The following is a 17,256-nucleotide window of genomic DNA, read 5'->3' as shown; positions in this document are numbered from 1 at the left end:
CCCCTCTCCCGCGCGCGGGAGAGGGGAGCAAAACAAACGGTGTTTATCCGCGACCCACGAACGGCATTTTCGTGGCCATTACGGTCATGAACTGTACGTTCGCATCGAGCGGCAGATTGGCCATGTGCAATACCGAGCTGGCGATGTGGGCGACATCCATCAGCGGTTCGGGACGGATTTCTCCGTTGGCTTGCGGCACGCCGCGCGCCATGCGGTTGGCCATGTCGGTACCGGCGTTGCCGATATCGATCTGGCCGCAGGCAATATCGAACTGGCGTCCATCGAGCGACAGGCTTTTGGTCAGGCCGGTGATGGCATGCTTGGTGGCGGTGTAGGGCACGGTGTTTGGCCGCGGGGCATGCGCCGAGATCGAACCGTTGTTGATGATGCGGCCGCCGCGCGGATCCTGCGACCTCATCAGCGCGAAGGCGCCGCGCGCGCATAGAAATGCACCCGTCAGGTTGGTATCGAGTACCGCCTTCCATTGTTCGAACGACAACTCGTCGATGCTGATCGCCGGTGCGTTGATGCCCGCGTTGTTGAACAGCACGTCGAGCCGGCCAAAGCGGTCGCGGATCTTTGCGTAGAGCGCGTCCACCGAGTCCGGGTTGCTGACATCGCACTGCACGGCCAGCGCCGTCTGGCCCGCCGCCGCGGCCTGTTCGGCCAGTGCTTCAAGCGTCTCCGCGGTGCGTCCTGCCAGCACCACCTGATAGCCGTCGGCCAGCAGCGCCTGCGCCACCGCCTTGCCGATCCCGCGGGCCGCGCCCGTTACCAGCGCAACCTTTGCCTGCTTTGTCATGCCTGTTGTCTCCATTTGTTAAGCAATTGCTGACCTTGCGATGCGGAGTCATCGTACAACATCTGGACAAACCATGGCAGGACATGGGCCGAACATGTGCTGATCTAAAGATATAACAACAATGCATTTGGATCGACGAAGGGGTTGTCGTACGATCCACGGCTGACCGGGCGGGGGCTGGGAGGCCGCCGCCTTTCTTTTCCAGCGCCTCCAGAACTACAAATAATGTCAGTCGATCTCGCCCTGTCGCCCGCCGGCGCACAGGCAGCCAGCCAGACGGCCGCGCCGTCCAAGGCTGTCATCCGTTCCGCCGCCGATGTCGCGGCACTCGTCAACCAGGGCGGCGCGTCCGTCAGCAATGCACGCATCGTCGTGGCGATTGCGCTTGGCGGCATTTTCCTGGACGCCTATGACCTGGGCGCCCTCGCCTTCGGCCTGAAGGACGTTACCCGGGAATTTGGCCTGACGCCCGCCGGTACCGGCATGGTGGCATCGGCCATCACGTTTGGCGCCATTGTCGGTGCGTTCCTGGGCGGCTACCTGACCGACCGCATTGGCCGCTATCGCGTGTTCATGGCCGACATGCTGTGCTTCGTGTTCGCCGCCATTGCCTGCGCACTGGCGCCGAACGAGTACGTGCTGGCCGGCGCGCGCTTTGTGATGGGCCTCGGCGTGGGCATCGACCTACCGGTGGCCATGGCCTTCCTGGCCGAATTCTCCAAATTGAAGGGGCACGGCAACAAGGCCGCGCGCGTGGCCATGTGGTGCCCCACCTGGTACGCGGCGATCTGTGTCTCGTATTTGCTGGTACTCGGTTGCTACTCGATCCTGCCCGAGTCGCATAGCGGCCTGCTGTGGCGCATCATCCTCGGCTTTGGCGCGGTACCCGCGCTGATCATCATCGCCGTGCGCAGCCGTTACATGAGCGAATCGCCGGTGTGGGCCGCCAACCAGGGCGACCTCGAAGGTGCCGCAAAGATCCTGCGCAAGTCCTACGGCATCGACGCCACCGTGGCACCCGATGCCGTGGTCGAGCCGCCGAAGCGTCCCGCTTCGTGGCGCAACTACGGGCTGCTGCTCAAGGGCGTCTACGCGCGCCGTACCGTGCTGGCCACGGTGATGTCGATTGCTTCGTCGTTTGCGTATAACGCGGTGGCCTTCGGCCTGCCTGTGATCATCGCCAGCTTCCTGGCGCAGACCATGCTGACGACGATCCTGGTGTCGCTGGCGCTGAACCTGCTGTTTGCGTTTGTCGGCGGCCTGATCGGCGTGCATCTGGTGCCGAAAACCGGCGCATGGAAGCTGACCGTGACTGGCTACGCGTTCCAGCTTGCTGCACTGATCGGCCTGGCACTGGTGGGCAAACCCGCCGGCGCCGCCCAGGTGGTCATCGCGATCTCGTTCCTGGCGCTGTTCCTGCTGGGCCAGGGATTTGGCCCCGGCGCCCATACCATGACCTACGCATCGCTGAGCTACCCCACCTCGCTGCGCGGTGTGGGTGTGGGCTTCAACCAGACGCTGATGCGCGCCAGCTCCACGGCATCGCTGTTCCTGTTCCCGGTGCTGGCCGCCACGCTCAGCACCAAGGTGTTCTGGGTCATCGCGCTGGCCCCGCTGGCCGGCCTGGTCGCCCTGCTGGCGATCCGCTGGGAGCCGGCCAACTACGACGTGGATGCCGAGGACTTCCAGTCCTGAGCCCCTCCACTAACGGGAACTAACGGGCGGCGGCCTCCACTACCTCCGCCCGTTCGGCCACGATCCTCAGGCGATCGAAGTTCATGTTCGCCCCCGAGGTGATTGCCACCAGCGCCTGCTGCGCACCCCGCGGCAGGCGTTCGGCATACTGCTTCAGGCCAGCCACCGCGAGTGCGCCGGCCGGTTCCACGAGGCTGCGCGTGTCCTGGAAGATATCCTTGATGGCCGCGCACAGCGCGTCGGTATCCACGGTCAGCACGCCATCGAGCAGATGGCGGCAGAGCCGGAAGGTCTCCTCACCCACGCGCTTGACCGCCGTGCCGTCCGAAAACAATCCCACCGTTTCCAGCGTCACGCGCTCGCCGGCTGCCATCGAGCGGGCCATCGCGCACGAATCCTCGGTCTGCACGCCAATCACCTGCACCTCGGGCCGCACGGCCTTGATGTAGGACGCCACACCCGCGGCCAGGCTACCCCCACCAATCGGCACGAACACCGCATCGAGCGCGCCCCGATGCTGGCGCAGGATCTCCATGCCCACCGTGCCCTGCCCGGCGATGACGTCCGGATCGTCGAACGCGGGGATGAACGTGAGCGCCTGCTCGCGTTGCAACGCCATCGCATGGTCATAGGCGTCGGAATACGATTCGCCCGCCAGCACCACCTCGACCATCGCCCCGCCATGGGCCCGCACCGCATCGACCTTCACCTGCGGGGCGGTCTGCGGCACCACGATGACTGCCCGAACGCCGAGCTTTGCCGCCGATAGCGCCACACCCTGGGCGTGGTTGCCGGCCGACGCCGTGATCACGCCGCGCGCCAGTGCATCGGCCGGCAGCTTGATCATCTTGTTGTACGCACCGCGCACCTTGAACGAGAAAACGGGCTGGTGATCTTCGCGCTTGAGCCAGACCTGGTGGCCCAGGCGCGCCGTTAGCGCCGGCGCCGCATCGAGCGAGGTTTCCCTTGCCACGTCATAGACGCGCGCGGTCAGGATGCGCCTCAGGTAGTCATCTGCATCGATCGCGGCCGCTTCTGCATGCAGAACGGCGCCCGGTGTATTGGCAGGATGGAAAGAGGCTGTGGCGAACGACATATGACGCTCCTGTCTGAAGGATGGTTTCCCAAGCAGGCGGCCACAAAAAACCCGCCTCGTTGGGCGGGTTGTTGTGCTCTGTTCCGGACGCGCGCTAACCCACCATTCGAGGAATGGTGCGAATAATCGCGATGATTTGCAGGCCGAAACAGGTCATGACAGCGAGTGTCAGGGATTTCGGCATGCCGTGTCAATCCCGGCGCTTGTCGTATCGACACGCACCGACGCCGCCTGTTGCAGCCGCGCCGATTCCCGCAATCCGTTGACCCATGCGGGGTTCAGCCGGATGCAAGGTCGTATTAGAATCGTCGCTGTCGTGCCGTTCGGCCTCGTCAAAGCCAGTGGTCATGGTCCGGGTAATGATCTGCCTAGATTTACCTCGGACTGGTTTTGGCATAGAGGCTCCCGGCACTTCAGTTTCAGGGAAACCATCCGATATCTGTCCTGCGAACACAGGATTTCGGGCAAGACAACTACATGACCGCGCTGACATACGATGTAGCCCTGGCACCCGAGCCTGCCGAGCGCCGGCCCGCTGGTGCCACCCCTGCCAGGGGCGAGGCCTGGGCGATGCTGGAAGCTTCCGGCGCGCTGGCCATGCGGGTCAACGTCCAGGGTCGCATTCTCGAAGCCACCGAAACCACGGCCGACCTGCTGGTCTATCCGCTCGACTATCTGCTGCACACGTCCGTGCTGGACCTGATCGCGCTCGAATCCCGCGAGCGCTTCGCACAACTGCTGCAGGGCTGTGCGCAGGACCATGCCGCGCGCCGCGAACGCGTGCGCATGGCCGGCGGCATTGGCGGGCCCGGCTGGATCGACCTGCGCATCAGCCATCACCGCGCCGCCGATGGTGCGGTCAGCCTGCTGCTGTTCGGCTATGACGTTTCGGACTGGATCGAATCCGAGCGCCAGTTGTCCGAGCGTGCCTTCCTGGATCCGCTGACCGGCGTGGGCAACCGCGCCTATATCCGCAAGCGGATCGAGGAATACACGTCCGGCCCGATGGCACGGCAACCGTTCGCGCTGGCCCTGATGGATCTCGACGGCTTCAAGAACATCAACGATTCGCTCGGCCACGAGTTCGGCGACGCACTGCTCAAGGAAGTCGGTGCGCGGCTGCAGGACACGGTCCGTACGCGCCATAGCGTGGCGCGCCTCGGTGGCGACGAATTCGTGCTGATGCTCGATGGCCTGGAAACCGAAGCCGATGCCGTACGCATGCTCGAACGGGTGATCCACGTTTGCCGTCAGCCGTTCCTGCTGGGCGGCTGCCATGTGCGCATTACCACCAGCATCGGACTGGCGTTTTCCGTCGAGGCCCCGCAGAGCGAATCGCAATGGCTGCGCCGCGCGGACCTGGCCATGTATGAGGCCAAGGCGCTGGGCAAGAACCGCTACTGCATCTATACGCCGGAACTCGACCGTCGGCTCGACGAGCAGTTCCGGATCGAGCAGAGCATGTTCGAAGCGGTACAGAACGGCGAGTTCCTGCTGCACTACCAGCCGATCGTATGGCCGAAATCGGGCCAGATCTGCGGCGTCGAGGCGCTGATGCGCTGGGACCACGCGGGCGAGGATATCCGCCCTGACGTATTCATTCCGTTGGCCGAGAAGAACGGCCTGATCAAGCATCTTGGCGCGTGGGCGCTGCGTTGCGCGTGCGCGCAGATGGCCGCGTGGGATGCGCAGGGCATCCGCGTGGGCCACATGGCCGTCAACGTGTCGGCCGCGCAGTTCCTGCATCCGAATTTCTATGACAGCGTGCGCAATGCGATCCAGGATGCCGGCATCGGCGCGGATCGGCTGGTACTGGAAATCACCGAAAGCGTACTGATGACCGACCCCAAGGCGGCGGAGCAGTTGCTGCAGTCGCTGCGCGCGCTGGGCATCCGTTTTGCCGTGGACGATTTCGGCACCGGTTATTCGAGCCTGTCGTACCTGCGACGCTTCCCGTTGTCCGCGCTCAAGGTGGACCGCAGTTTCGTCGCCGACATGATCGATTCCCCGCACGCGAGGACCATTGTGTCCGCCGTGCTGTCGCTGGCACGCGAACTGGGCCTGGTGGCCATCGCCGAAGGCGTCGAGACCGATGCACAAAGCCAGTTGCTGACCGCGCAGGGCTGTGATCTGGTGCAAGGCTGGCGCTATGCGCGTGCGCTCAGCCCGTCCGACTTCGAGAACACGGTGCTCGACGGCAAGATGGTGATTGCCCATGAAGAAGTCTTCACGCAGCAGGTGATCTCCTGATGCAAAAGACAGAGTTCTTCGAGACGCTCTGGGCGCGCATGGCGCAGCAGGGAGATTTTCCGACACTGCAGTACTGTGTCGACAACATCTTCAAGACGCTCAATGCCGACCTGACCGTGGGCGAGATGGCCACGAGCGTGCTGTCAGATTTCAGCCTGTCGCAGAAGGTCATCCGGCTGGCCAACTCGGCGATGTATCGGTCTTTCGGTGGCGAAGTCACCACGGTGTCGCGCGCCATCCTGGTGCTCGGCGTGGAGGCCATCAGCCACCTGACGCTGGGCATCCAGCTGCTCGACTACTTCCATGGCGTGGCGCCCAAGCGCCCGCAGGCCGCCAAGGCGCTGCAACGCGCGCTGGTGGCTGGTGAAGTCACGCGTGCGCTGAGCCACGCGCGCGGCATCAACGAAGGCGAGGAAGCCGTCGTCTGCACGCTGATGCACCATATGAGCCGGCTGCTGCTGGTGTTCTACTTCCCGGAGGAATGGGAGCGCGTGGAAGCCATGTGTGCCGCTCACCCGATGACCGAGAACGAGGCCGCGCTCGAGGTGCTTGGCGTTTCGCTGGAAGATATTGCCGAGGCTGCCGCGCGCAAGTGGCGCCTGCCGGGACTGATCGCGCATGCGATGAAGCCGCGCACGATATCCGCGGACACCGTTATCGAAACCCATGCCGACTGGCTGGCAGCAATCGCCCATGTATCGGCAGAGGCCGCGGTCACCATGGTGCGCGAAGGCACCCAGGAATCGGTCGAGGCACTGCTGACCGCGCACGCCAAGATGCTCGGACTCAACGCCAGCGACGTCAGCGTGGCCGTGCGCCAGGCCGATTTGCTGAACAGCTCGATTGCCGAATCGGAGACGGCCGCGCCGGCCGACGGTGCCGCGCAACATGGCCCGCAACCGGTCAATGTGCTGGAACGCCTGCAACAGGGCCTGGCCGAGGTGCGTCGCGAAGGCGCCGGTCTGTCGGTATCGCAACTGGCGCCGATGGTGCTGGAATCGAGCATGCGCGCACTCGATTTCCAACGCTGCTTCCTGATGATGCTGAACCCGACCACGCGCCGTTTCCATGCGCGGCTTGGTTTTGGCGACGGCATGCGCGAGGCGCTGCCGGCCTTGTCGTTCGAGGAAGGCTTCGTGCCCGACATCTTCCATTTTGCCGGCCTGTCGGCCAAGCCGCTGCTGGTCGAGGACACGTTCGACCCGGAAGTCGCACATCGCATGCCACGCTGGTACCGCGATGCAATCCCCGATGCGCGCTCGGTGGTACTGGCCCCCGTCAAGATGCGCAATCGCTGTATTGCACTGATCTACGGCGACTGGGGAGCCACCCGCATGCCCGCGGCCATCGGCGAGGCCGAACTGGAAGCGATCGATGCGCTGATGCGTGAAATCGCCGCGGGGGTCATGCGCGCAGCACCGGGCACGGCACAACCACCGCGCTGACGGTCAGTGCCGGCCAGCCTTGCGCTCGGCCTTGTTCGCATACATCGCGGCGTCGGCCTCGGCCAGCAGGTCATCCACACCCATGTGGTAGCGCGGATTGAACGCGATCATGCCGACGCTATAGCGCAATGCGTAACCCGCTGCGTTGCGTGCGTTCCACGCATCCACCTGCACGCGCAACCGCGCCAGCGCATCCTGGCAACCGGCCACATCCGTATTGGTCAGCAGCGCCGCGAATTCATCGCCGCCGAGCCGGCCCACCACATCCGATTCGCGAAATGCCGCGCGCAGCTCGGCAGCAAACGCCATCAGGGCACGGTCGCCCTCGGCGTGGCCAAAACTGTCGTTGATCGGCTTGAAGCCATCCATGTCGAAGAACACCAGCGTGGCCGGACGCGCAAGGCGACGGCACAGCTCGATCGCATGCTGGCTCAGTACGGTAAAACCACGACGATTCGACAACGACGTCAGTTCGTCCATCGTGGCCATCTGTACCGCAGCCAACTCGTGCTCCGCCATGCGCGCAAGATCGTGCAGCAATTCACGATCCTCGGCGTCGAAACTGCGTGGCTGCCGGTCGATCAGGCAAAGCGTGCCAACCTTGGCGCCATTGGCCGCCGTCAGCGGACGGCCGGCATAAAAGCGGATATGCGGATCGCCGGTGACCAGCGGGTTGTCGTGGAAACGCAGGTCTTGCGTGGCATCCGGAATCAGCAGGATATCGTCGCCACAGATGGCATGGCCGCAGAACGACGTGTCGCGCGACGCTTCGGTGGCGTCCAGTCCCTGGCATGACTTGAACCACTGCCGGTTGGCGTCGACCAGGCTGACCACGGCAATCGGCACGTTGAACAACCGTCTGGCAAGCCGCGTCAGGCGATCGAATCGTTCCTCGGGCGGGGTGTCGAGAACATTAAGCGACCGCAAGGTTGCGAGTCGCACGGCTTCATTGGCGGGAATCGGGGGCAGTTGCATGAATATGTCGCCTATCGGGCGCGTCGCTATGCATGACAACATTAACGGCAAACTCGCACAGAGGTGGACAATGTACGGTTTGTTTCACTTTTATGCGACCTGGGATTCGGTGATTTCGGCGATTTCAGTGATTTCCGTGGCATTGACCTCCGGGAATTCCACCAGCGGCACAAACTTGCGGGTCTTGCCGTCGAGCGCATCGATGGCCCCGGTGCCGATGTCGTACACCCAGCCGTGCAGGTTGATGCGACCTTGCGCAAGGGCCTCGGCCACGCTCGGATGCGTGCGCAGATGCGCGAGCTGTTCGATCACGTTCTCGCGCACCATGTCGTCGACCCGTTCACGCTCCGATCCATGCGGGCGTGCCAGGCTGATCATGCGTGCCCCGCTGGCATGTTCGAGCCATTCGGCAACCGATGGCATATGGTCCAGGCACTGGCAGTTGGCCACCGCCGTCATCGCACCGCAATTCGAGTGGCCGCAGATCACGATGTCGCGCACCTTGAGGCCGGCCACCGCGTATTCCACACTGGCCGACACACCGCCCGGCTGCACCGCGTAGGCCGGCACGATGTTGCCCGCATTGCGGATCACGAACAGCTTGCCGGGCTCGCTCTGCGTCAGCAGCGCAGGCTCCACACGGCTATCGGAACAGGCAATGAACAGCGTGCTGGGACTCTGCTGCGTCGCCAGTTCCTGGAACAGCGCGGAAAGCTTCGGAAACTCCTCGCGCTGGAATTTGAGAATGCCCTGGATCAAGTCTTTCACTGCGATCTCCCCCCATCTGACCGCATAGCATGGGCGTAAACAGCTATTAGGTCCAAGACCGGATTATTATGCTGACCATTGGCAATACCAATAGTTGAAGAGTCTGCTCATGCTGCTGCGCCACGTCCGATACTTCCTGGCGGTTGCCGATGCCGGCAACTTCACCCGTGCCGCCGAGGCGCTGCACGTCTCGCAACCGACGCTGTCACAGCAGATCCGCCAGCTCGAGGATTCGCTCGGCGCGCCGCTGTTCGACCGCAGCGGCCGGATGGTGCGGCTGACCGATGCCGGCGAGGCCTACTACCTGCACGCGCGGCGCGCACTGCAGGATCTGGAGGCAGGACAACGGGCGATCCACGATGTGGGCGAGCTCACGCGCGGCAACCTGCGGCTGGCCATGACGCCAACGTTCACGCCCTACCTGGTGGCGCCGCTGATCGTCGCCTTCAACGCGCGGTATCCGAACATCACGCTCAGCCTGCGGGAAATGCCGCAGGAACGCGTGGAGCCCATGCTGGCCAACGATGAAGTCGATATCGGCATTGCATTCGACGATATCCACCTGCCGGATCTTGAAGCCACGCCATTGCTGGATGAGCCGCTGGCCTACATGGTCGGCACCACGCATGCGCTGGCACGGCGCCGCACGGCACTCGGGGCCCGCGCGCTCGCCGGAGAGTCGATGGCGATGCTGACGCGAGAATTTGCCACGCGGGGCTATATCGCGCGCTACTTCGGTGCGCTGGGGATCGAGCCGCGCATCACGTTCGAGGCCAATTCGGTGAGCGCCGTGCTCGATGCGGTGCGCAGCGGGCGTCATGCCACGGTACTGCCGGCGGCCATCGCCGCCGATCACCCGGATCTGCGCATCCTGAAACTGGAATTGCCGCTGCCGCCGCGGCACGCCGCGCTATTGCAGCGCAAAGGCGCCTACCGCACCGCGGCGGCGCGCGCCTTTGTCGATTTCGCGCTACACGAATTTAAACGTCGGGGGTCCCCAACGCGCGGTTGATCCGCAAGGCGATCAGCGTCCCCGCCACGCCGGACAGCAGGTAGAGACTCACGGCAACCAGTCCGAACAGCGACGACAGGCCCAGCGCCACCAGCGGTGCGAACGCGGCGCCAAACAACCAGCCGAAGTCGGTGGTCAGCGCTGCGCCGGTGTAGCGGAACTCACGGTCGAAGTTGGACGTCACCACACCGGCTGCCTGCCCATAGGACAGCCCCAGCAGGCCGAAGCCCACCAGGATGAAGATGTCCTGCCCCGTGGCGCCACCGCCCAGCAGCCACGGCGTGGCCAGGCTGAAGATGCCGATCAGCACAGCCATTATCGCCAGCGTGGTGCGACGGCCGATGCGGTCCGCCAGCCAGCCCGAGATCAGCGTGCCGATAAACGCAATCACGGCGCCCACGATCTGGACCGCGAGCACGTCGCCAATTTCCTGGGTCTTGTGCAGGACTACCCAGGACAGCGCGAACACCGTGACCAGGTGGAACAGCGCGTAGCTGGCCAGCGCGGCAAATGCGCCAAGGAAAATATTGAAGCCCTGCGCATTCACCATCTGCAACGTGCTGATGGGCTCCAGTTCGTCTTCCTCGAGCAACCGCGTGTACTCGTGCGTGACCACCAGGCGCAGTCGGGCGAACAGTGCCACCACGTTGATGGCGAACGCCACATAGAACGGATAGCGCCAGCCCCAGTCGATGAATTCGGGCTGGGTCAGGCTCACATGCAGGAACAGGAACAACGAACCGGCCACGATAAAGCCGGTCGGCGCGCCCAGTTGCCCGACCATTGCGTACCAGCCACGCTTGTTCTCGGGCGCGTTCAGCGCCAGCAGCGATGGCAGCCCGTCCCACGATCCGCCAAACGCGATGCCCTGCAGGAAGCGGAACAGGGCCAGCAGGTAGATGGCCTTGCTGCCGATCGACTCGTACGACGGCAGGAACGCAATCCCTACTGTCGCGGTGCCCAGCAGGAACAGTGACGCGGTCAGCTTGATGCCACGCCCCCAGCGCCGCTGCACGCGCATGAACAGTGCCGTGCCAAACGGTCGACCGATAAACGCAAACGAGAAAATCGCGAAGCTGTACAGCAACCCGGCCAGTTCACTGGCAAACGGGAAGTACACCGTCGGAAAGACCAGCACCGACGCGATGCCATACACGAAGAAGTCAAAGTACTCCGAAGCCCGCCCTATCACCACGCCTGTGGCGATCTCGGCAGGTGCCACATCATGGTGGCCGGGCGCCGGAGGTGCAGTCGGCGACGCGCGATGCTGGTGGGACAGACTGGCCATCGTGGAGTCTCCATCGAAGTGCGGAAGGAATGTCGTACTGCACTTAAAGTCCCGCACTGACAAGAATAGCGCCTAAACTGCCATTGGAAATCGAAAGATTGCTGCGTCAGTGAGCCTTCGACGTTAATCAAACGCCACTTCCGAGACCATGCCACGCTTCGATGCTGTAGTGCCGACGTTTAGTGTGACGGGTAGATTGCTTCTGCGAAGTGCCGCGATCGCCATATTGGTGAGTCTCGCGGGATGTAGCAACGCGGTGCTGTTGTCGCCTTCTGGCGACATGGCGCTGCGGCAGCGTGACCTGATCATCATCGCCACCTGCCTGATGCTGTTGATCATCGTGCCGGTGATATTTCTCACGCTGCTGTTCGCGTGGCGCTATCGCGAGAACGCGAAGGACGCGCCATACAACCCGGAATGGGACCACTCCACGGTGCTGGAACTGGCCATCTGGGCCGCGCCGCTGCTGATCATCATCGCGCTGGGCGCGGTGACCTGGGTCAGCACCCACCAGCTCGATCCCTACCGCCCCCTCACGCGTATCGACCAAAGCCGCCCGGTGACCGCCGAAGTGAAGCCGCTGACCGTCGAGGTGGTGGCCATGGACTGGAAGTGGCTGTTCCTGTATCCCGAACAAGGCATTGCCACCGTCAACGAGCTGGCGGCTCCCGTCGATCGTCCGATCGCGTTCAGGATCACCTCTACTTCGGTAATGAACGCGTTCTTCGTGCCGTCGCTGGCCGGCATGGTCTACGCCATGCCGGGCATGGAGACCAAGCTGCATGCGGTGATCAACCAGCCGGGCGTCTTCGACGGCATGTCATCCAACTACAGCGGCGCGGGCTTCTCGCATATGCGCTTCAAGTTCCACGGCATGTCCAACGAGGATTTCGACCGCTGGGTCCAGCAGGCGAAGTCGTCAGGTGCCCAATTGTCGAAGGACACGTACCTGAAGCTGGCCAAGCCCAGCGAGAGCGAGCCGGTGCAGCGTTATGCCAGCGTGGCGCCGGACCTCTACAACCTGATCCTGAACCGCTGCGTGGATGGCGGGACCTGCATGGCGGACACCATGGCGCTTGATCGCAGCCGTGGCAAGTTCGATCCGTCGGCGGAAATCTGCACCGCGAACAATACGGCCGACGTTGCGCCCGTGTTCGCGCCAGATGCCTCCCCCAATGACGGCAGGCGGCTGTTGCGCTGACGCACGGTCCGGCTTCCGCCCTTCACGTTTTCGCCAATCTTCATCGGCCAGAATTGGTCAACACAGGCCCAGGTGACAACCATGCCCGAGCGTTCCGAACTCGCCAACACGATTTTTGGTCGTCTTTCGTGGGAGGCCATCCCGTTACACGAACCAATCCTGATCGCCACCTTCGCGGCCGTGATACTGGGCGGCCTGGCGCTGGTCGGCGCGCTGACCTACTTCCGGGTCTGGGGCTATCTGTGGCGCGAGTGGTTCACCAGCATCGACCACAAGAAGATCGGCATCATGTACGTGGTGCTGGGCATCGTGATGCTGCTGCGCGGCTTTGCCGACGCGGTCATGATGCGGATCCAGCAGGCGGTTGCCTTCGGCGACAACCTTGGCTACCTGCCACCGCACCACTACGACCAGATCTTTACCGCGCACGGCGTGATCATGATCTTCTTCGTGGCCATGCCATTGGTCACGGGGCTCATGAACTTCGTGGTCCCCCTGCAGATTGGCGCGCGCGACGTGGCCTTCCCGTTCCTGAACAACTTCAGTTTCTGGATGACCACGGGCGGCGCCATCCTGGTCATGATGTCGCTGTTCGTCGGCGAATTCGCGCGCACGGGCTGGCTCGCGTATCCACCATTGTCGGGCATCCTGCATAGTCCCGATGTCGGGGTCGACTACTACATATGGGCGTTACAGGTGGCAGGGGTCGGGACATTGTTATCGGGGATCAACCTGCTGGTCACCATCGTCAAGATGCGAGCGCCGGGCATGACGCTGATGCGCATGCCAATCTTCACGTGGACCTCGCTGTGCACCAATGTACTGATCATCGCCGCGTTCCCGGTACTGACGGCCGCGCTGGCACTGCTGTCGCTCGACCGCTATGTCGGCACCAACTTCTTCACGGCGGACCAGGGCGGCAGCGCCATGCTGTACGTGAACCTGATCTGGATCTGGGGCCACCCCGAGGTCTACATCCTGGTGCTGCCGGTGTTCGGCGTGTTCTCCGAAGTCACCGCCACCTTCAGCCGCAAGCGCCTGTTCGGCTACGCGTCGATGGTCTACGCAACGGTGGTGATCACGGTGCTGTCGTACCTGGTCTGGCTGCACCACTTCTTTACGATGGGCTCCGGCGCCAGCGTGAACTCGTTCTTCGGGATCACGACGATGATCATCTCGATCCCCACCGGGGCGAAGATCTTCAACTGGCTGTTCACGATGTACCACGGCAAGATCAAGTTCGAGGTGCCGATGCTGTGGACGGTCGGCTTCATGGTCACGTTCGTGATCGGTGGCATGACCGGCGTGCTGCTGGCGGTGCCGCCGGCGGACTTCTCGCTGCACAACAGCCTGTTCCTGATTGCCCACTTCCACAATGTGATCATCGGCGGCGTGCTGTTCGGGCTGATGGCCGGCATCACCTACTGGTTCCCGAAAGCGTTTGGCTACCGGCTGGTGTCGTCGTGGGGCAAGGCGTCGTTCTGGTTCTGGCTCACGGGCTTCTACTTCGCGTTCATGCCGCTGTACTGGCTGGGCCTGCTCGGCGTGACGCGCCGCATGAACCATTTCGACGATCCGTCGCTGCAGATCTGGTTCCAGATTGCCGCGTTCGGCGCGTTCCTGATCGCACTGGGCATTGCCTGCTTCATCATCCAGCTGGTGGTCAGCTTCATGCGCCGCGAGGAGCTGCGTGACGTGACCGGCGACCCATGGGATGCCCGCACGCTCGAGTGGTCTACCTCATCGCCGCCCCCCCAGTACAACTTCGCGTTCACGCCGGTCGTGCATGACACCGACGCGTGGTGGCAAATGAAGCAGCACGGCTACCAGCGCCCACTGCAAGGCTTCATCCCGATCCATATGCCAAAGAACACCGCGGCCGGCATCGTGCTGGCCGGCCTGTCCACGCTGATGGGCTTTGCGCTGATCTGGCATATCTGGTGGCTCGTGGCTGCGTCTTTCGCGGCCCTCATCATCTCGGCAATCATCCACACCTTCAACTACAAGCGCGATTACTACATTCCGACTGAAGTCGTGGTCCGGACCGAAGCAACGCGCACCCAAATGATGGCAGGCCATGGTTGATACGACCCTTCCCCTACACGCGAACGGCACCGCCGCGGCAGATGACGTACCGCCGGGCGGCTACCAGTTCTACCTGACCGAAGAGCACCATCCGCAGAACGGCACGCTGCTCGGGTTCTGGCTCTACCTGATGAGCGACTGCCTGATATTCGCGTGCCTGTTCGCCGCCTATGGCGTACTGGGGCGCGAGTACGCGGGCGGGCCCACCGGGGCCGAGCTGTTCGAGTTACCGCTGGTGGCGCTCAACACATCATTCCTGCTGCTGTCATCGATCACCTACGGCTTTGCGATGTTGCAGTTGCAGCAGAACCGGGTGGCCCCCACGCAGATCTGGCTGGCGATCACCGGCCTGTTTGGCGCGGCGTTCCTGGCGGTGGAACTCTATGAGTTCGCGCACCTGATCCACGAAGGTGCCGGCCCCACGCGCAGCGCGTTCCTGACGTCGTTCTTCTCGCTGGTCGGCACGCACGGCCTGCACGTGACGTTCGGCATGGTCTGGTTGATCGTGCTGATGGTCCAGGTCGGGCGGCATGGCCTGATCACCGCCAACAAGCGCCGGCTGATGTGCCTGTCGATGTTCTGGCACTTTCTGGACGTGGTGTGGATTGGTGTCTTTACCTTTGTCTACCTGATGGGAACGCTGCCATGAGCGCACAGGACCATACGCTGAATGGCCACGGCCATGATCACGGTCACGGCCATGACCATCATGAGGAAGACATCGGGCCGCACGCCACGCTGGGCGGCTACCTGACGGGCTTTGTGCTGTCGGTATTCCTGACGGCGGTGCCGTTCTGGCTGGTGATGGGCAAGGTGTTCGACAAGTCGTCGACCACCGCCATCGTGATCCTGCTGATTGGCGCGGTGCAGATCGTGGTGCACATGATCTACTTCCTGCACATGAACGCCAAGTCCGAAGGCGGCTGGAACATGCTGTCGCTGATGTTCACGCTGACGCTGGTGGTCATCACGCTGACCGGATCGCTATGGGTGATGTTCCACCTGAACAGCAACATGATGCCGCAGATGCAGCACGCGAAAGAGGCCGCGGAATCGGGCGGCACGATCGTGCCGCCCCGGACCAAATAGGAACGCTTATGCTGCGAGGCGGAAGGTAGCCACTGCTTCCTTGAGCCGCTGGGCCTGCTCTTCGAGCGAGCCCGCGGCCGCCGCGGCCTGTTCCACCAGCGCGGCGTTCTGCTGCGTGACCGTATCCATCTGCGTCACGGCCTGGTTGACCTGCTCGATGCCGGCGCTCTGTTCGGCCGATGCCGCGCTGATCTCGCCCATGATGTCGGTCACACGCTTGACGGCGCCAACGATCTCTTCCATGGTCTGACCGGCCTGCGCCACCAGTTGCGAGCCACGCTCGACGCGATCGGCCGAATCCCCGATCAGCGACTTGATCTCCTTGGCGGCCGTGGCGCTACGCTGCGCCAGGCTGCGCACCTCGCCAGCCACCACCGCAAAGCCGCGACCCTGCTCGCCCGCACGCGCCGCTTCCACGGCGGCGTTCAGCGCCAGGATATTGGTCTGGAACGCGATACCTTCGATGACCGAGATGATATCGACCACCTTGCGCGACGAGGTATTGATCTCGTCCATCGTGTGCACCACCTGGCCCACCACCTCGCCGCCCTGCGTGGCAACTTCCGACGCATTCACGGCCAGCGAACTCGCCTGCTTGGCGCTATCGGCATTCTGGCGCACGATGCTGGTCAGCTCTTCCATGCTCGAAGCCGTCTCTTGCAGCGACGACGCCTGCTCTTCGGTACGCTGCGACAGGTCGGTGTTGCCGGCGGCAATCTGGCTGGTGCCGGTAGCGATGGCTTCGGTGCCATTGCGCACTTCCTGGACGATGCCCAGGATGTTGTCGTTCATCTCACGCAATGCATCCAGCAACTGGCCGGTCTCGTCCGTGCTGTCCACATCGATGCGGCTGGTCAGGTCGCCCGCGGCTACCGTGCGCGCAAAGCCCACCGCGCGATGCAGCGGACGCGTGATACCGATCGTCAGCCACCAGGCGAACGCCACGCCAATCGCCAGCGCGATCACGCCCAGCGTGATCAGGCCGTTGCGGGCGCTTTCATAGATGCTGTTGATCTCCACTGCCGTGGCGTCGATCGACGCGCGCTGGATATCGAGCAGCTTCTGGATTTCGGCAAGGTAGGCATCACCGGCGGGCACGAACTCGGTTTCAAGCACCTTGTTCGCGTCGTCGGTCAGGCCTTCGGCCTTGAGCTTGGTGATCTTGTCGCGCGAATCGTTGTACGGGTTGCGCACCACCTGGATCTTCTTGAACGCGGCTTTCTCCGCGTCGGTGCTCAGTCGCGGTTCGATCTTGTCGCGCAGCGAGGCAATTGCCTCCACCGAATATTTTGTCTCGGCCGCGAAGAAAGTACCGAGCGACGGATCGCTACTGCGCGCCACTGCCGTGGTACGGCGCACGCTGGCATACATCAATCGATACCAGTCGCTGACCAGTCGTTCCTTTGCCAGCGGTTCCTGCATCATCGCGTGCGTGCGGCCCGCGACTTCCTGCAAACGCATCACGCCAAGCACGGTCATGAGCGTCGACAACAGCAACACCACGCCAAAGCCAATGCCAAGGCGCACACCAATACCAAGATTCTTCATTT

At 63.4% G+C, this 17,256-nt stretch carries 13 protein-coding genes and 1 pseudogene; 8 read left to right on the top strand and 6 right to left on the bottom strand.

The window, feature by feature from the left end; genetic code table 11:
* Window positions 1–43 precede the first annotated feature (43 nt).
* A complete protein-coding gene (locus tag ACO550_RS09330) occupies window positions 44–802 on the bottom strand; it encodes an SDR family oxidoreductase (RefSeq protein ID WP_485994664.1) in 759 nt (252 codons plus the stop codon).
* Window positions 803–1,027: 225 nt separating this feature from the next.
* On the opposite strand from ACO550_RS09330, the gene ACO550_RS09325 reads away from it, so the two are divergent.
* On the top strand, window positions 1,028–2,497 hold the full coding sequence (locus tag ACO550_RS09325; protein WP_485994662.1) for an MFS transporter: 1,470 nt from the start codon (window positions 1,028–1,030) through the stop codon (window positions 2,495–2,497).
* A 31-nt stretch (window positions 2,498–2,528) separates the two neighbouring features.
* On the opposite strand, the pseudogene ilvA reads toward ACO550_RS09325, so the two are convergent.
* A pseudogene (ilvA, locus tag ACO550_RS09320) lies at window positions 2,529–3,521 on the bottom strand (threonine ammonia-lyase, biosynthetic); the annotation flags it as partial.
* A gap of 549 nt (window positions 3,522–4,070) precedes the next feature.
* Between ilvA and ACO550_RS09315 the strand changes: the two are divergent.
* Window positions 4,071–5,843 carry a putative bifunctional diguanylate cyclase/phosphodiesterase gene (locus tag ACO550_RS09315; protein ID WP_315597465.1) on the top strand — a complete coding sequence of 591 codons (1,773 nt, stop codon included), beginning with the start codon at window positions 4,071–4,073 and terminating at the stop codon, window positions 5,841–5,843.
* A complete protein-coding gene (locus ACO550_RS09310) occupies window positions 5,843–7,288 on the top strand; it encodes an HDOD domain-containing protein (RefSeq protein WP_315597464.1) in 1,446 nt (481 codons plus the stop codon). The genes ACO550_RS09315 and ACO550_RS09310 overlap by 1 nt, the downstream gene beginning before the upstream one ends.
* A 3-nt stretch (window positions 7,289–7,291) precedes the next feature.
* Here the strand turns inward: ACO550_RS09310 and ACO550_RS09305 are convergent, their stop codons facing one another.
* Both ACO550_RS09305 and ACO550_RS09300 read right to left on the bottom strand, forming a co-directional pair.
* Entirely contained in the window at window positions 7,292–8,263 is a 972-nt protein-coding gene (locus ACO550_RS09305; RefSeq protein ID WP_315597463.1) for a sensor domain-containing diguanylate cyclase, read from the bottom strand.
* A gap of 90 nt (window positions 8,264–8,353) precedes the next feature.
* On the bottom strand, window positions 8,354–9,031 hold the full coding sequence (locus ACO550_RS09300) for a carbonic anhydrase (RefSeq protein WP_315597462.1): 678 nt from the start codon (window positions 9,029–9,031) through the stop codon (window positions 8,354–8,356).
* Between the two features lie 109 nt (window positions 9,032–9,140).
* Between ACO550_RS09300 and cynR the strand changes: the two genes are divergently transcribed.
* Window positions 9,141–10,043, top strand: a complete 903-nt coding sequence (gene cynR / locus ACO550_RS09295; RefSeq protein ID WP_315597461.1) for a transcriptional regulator CynR — start codon at window positions 9,141–9,143, stop codon at window positions 10,041–10,043.
* Here cynR and ACO550_RS09290 read toward each other — a convergent pair.
* Window positions 10,012–11,331 carry an MFS transporter gene (locus ACO550_RS09290; RefSeq protein ID WP_315597460.1) on the bottom strand — a complete coding sequence of 440 codons (1,320 nt, stop codon included), beginning with the start codon at window positions 11,329–11,331 and terminating at the stop codon, window positions 10,012–10,014. The two genes, cynR and ACO550_RS09290, sit on opposite strands and share 32 nt — an antisense overlap.
* A gap of 148 nt (window positions 11,332–11,479) precedes the next feature.
* On the opposite strand from ACO550_RS09290, the gene cyoA reads away from it, so the two are divergent.
* The 4 genes from cyoA (at window position 11,480) to cyoD (ending at window position 15,706) form a co-directional block, all read left to right on the top strand.
* On the top strand, window positions 11,480–12,532 hold the full coding sequence (gene cyoA / locus ACO550_RS09285) for a ubiquinol oxidase subunit II (RefSeq protein ID WP_315597459.1): 1,053 nt from the start codon (window positions 11,480–11,482) through the stop codon (window positions 12,530–12,532).
* An 81-nt stretch (window positions 12,533–12,613) separates the two neighbouring features.
* Entirely contained in the window at window positions 12,614–14,617 is a 2,004-nt protein-coding gene (gene cyoB, locus ACO550_RS09280) for a cytochrome o ubiquinol oxidase subunit I (RefSeq protein ID WP_315597458.1), read from the top strand.
* Window positions 14,610–15,266, top strand: coding sequence for a cytochrome o ubiquinol oxidase subunit III (gene cyoC / locus ACO550_RS09275; RefSeq protein WP_315597457.1), 657 nt, complete (start codon window positions 14,610–14,612; stop codon window positions 15,264–15,266). Before cyoB ends, cyoC begins: the two co-directional genes overlap by 8 nt.
* On the top strand, window positions 15,263–15,706 hold the full coding sequence (gene cyoD, locus ACO550_RS09270; RefSeq protein WP_315597456.1) for a cytochrome o ubiquinol oxidase subunit IV: 444 nt from the start codon (window positions 15,263–15,265) through the stop codon (window positions 15,704–15,706). Before cyoC ends, cyoD begins: the two co-directional genes overlap by 4 nt.
* A gap of 6 nt (window positions 15,707–15,712) precedes the next feature.
* Here cyoD and ACO550_RS09265 read toward each other — a convergent pair whose 3' ends face one another.
* Window positions 15,713–17,254, bottom strand: coding sequence for a methyl-accepting chemotaxis protein (locus ACO550_RS09265; RefSeq protein ID WP_315597455.1), 1,542 nt, complete (start codon window positions 17,252–17,254; stop codon window positions 15,713–15,715).
* Window positions 17,255–17,256 lie beyond the last annotated feature (2 nt).

The sequence above is a fragment of the Cupriavidus sp. genome (genome assembly GCF_057315035.1).
This window is presented reverse-complemented; position numbering and strand designations above follow the sequence as displayed.

What these genes read in the sequence shown, in the direction of transcription:
- ACO550_RS09330 (WP_485994664.1), bottom strand. Translation starts at nt 802, where the DNA reads ATGACAAAGCAGGCAAAGGTTGCGCTGGTAACGGGCGCGGCCCGCGGG.
- ACO550_RS09325 (WP_485994662.1), top strand. Translation starts at nt 1,028, where the DNA reads ATGTCAGTCGATCTCGCCCTGTCGCCCGCCGGCGCACAGGCAGCCAGC.
- ACO550_RS09315 (WP_315597465.1), top strand. Translation starts at nt 4,071, where the DNA reads ATGACCGCGCTGACATACGATGTAGCCCTGGCACCCGAGCCTGCCGAG.
- ACO550_RS09310 (WP_315597464.1), top strand. Translation starts at nt 5,843, where the DNA reads ATGCAAAAGACAGAGTTCTTCGAGACGCTCTGGGCGCGCATGGCGCAG.
- ACO550_RS09305 (WP_315597463.1), bottom strand. Translation starts at nt 8,263, where the DNA reads ATGCAACTGCCCCCGATTCCCGCCAATGAAGCCGTGCGACTCGCAACC.
- cynR (WP_315597461.1), top strand. Translation starts at nt 9,141, where the DNA reads ATGCTGCTGCGCCACGTCCGATACTTCCTGGCGGTTGCCGATGCCGGC.
- ACO550_RS09290 (WP_315597460.1), bottom strand. Translation starts at nt 11,331, where the DNA reads ATGGCCAGTCTGTCCCACCAGCATCGCGCGTCGCCGACTGCACCTCCG.
- cyoA (WP_315597459.1), top strand. Translation starts at nt 11,480, where the DNA reads ATGCCACGCTTCGATGCTGTAGTGCCGACGTTTAGTGTGACGGGTAGA.
- cyoB (WP_315597458.1), top strand. Translation starts at nt 12,614, where the DNA reads ATGCCCGAGCGTTCCGAACTCGCCAACACGATTTTTGGTCGTCTTTCG.
- cyoC (WP_315597457.1), top strand. Translation starts at nt 14,610, where the DNA reads ATGGTTGATACGACCCTTCCCCTACACGCGAACGGCACCGCCGCGGCA.
- cyoD (WP_315597456.1), top strand. Translation starts at nt 15,263, where the DNA reads ATGAGCGCACAGGACCATACGCTGAATGGCCACGGCCATGATCACGGT.
- ACO550_RS09265 (WP_315597455.1), bottom strand. Translation starts at nt 17,254, where the DNA reads ATGAAGAATCTTGGTATTGGTGTGCGCCTTGGCATTGGCTTTGGCGTG.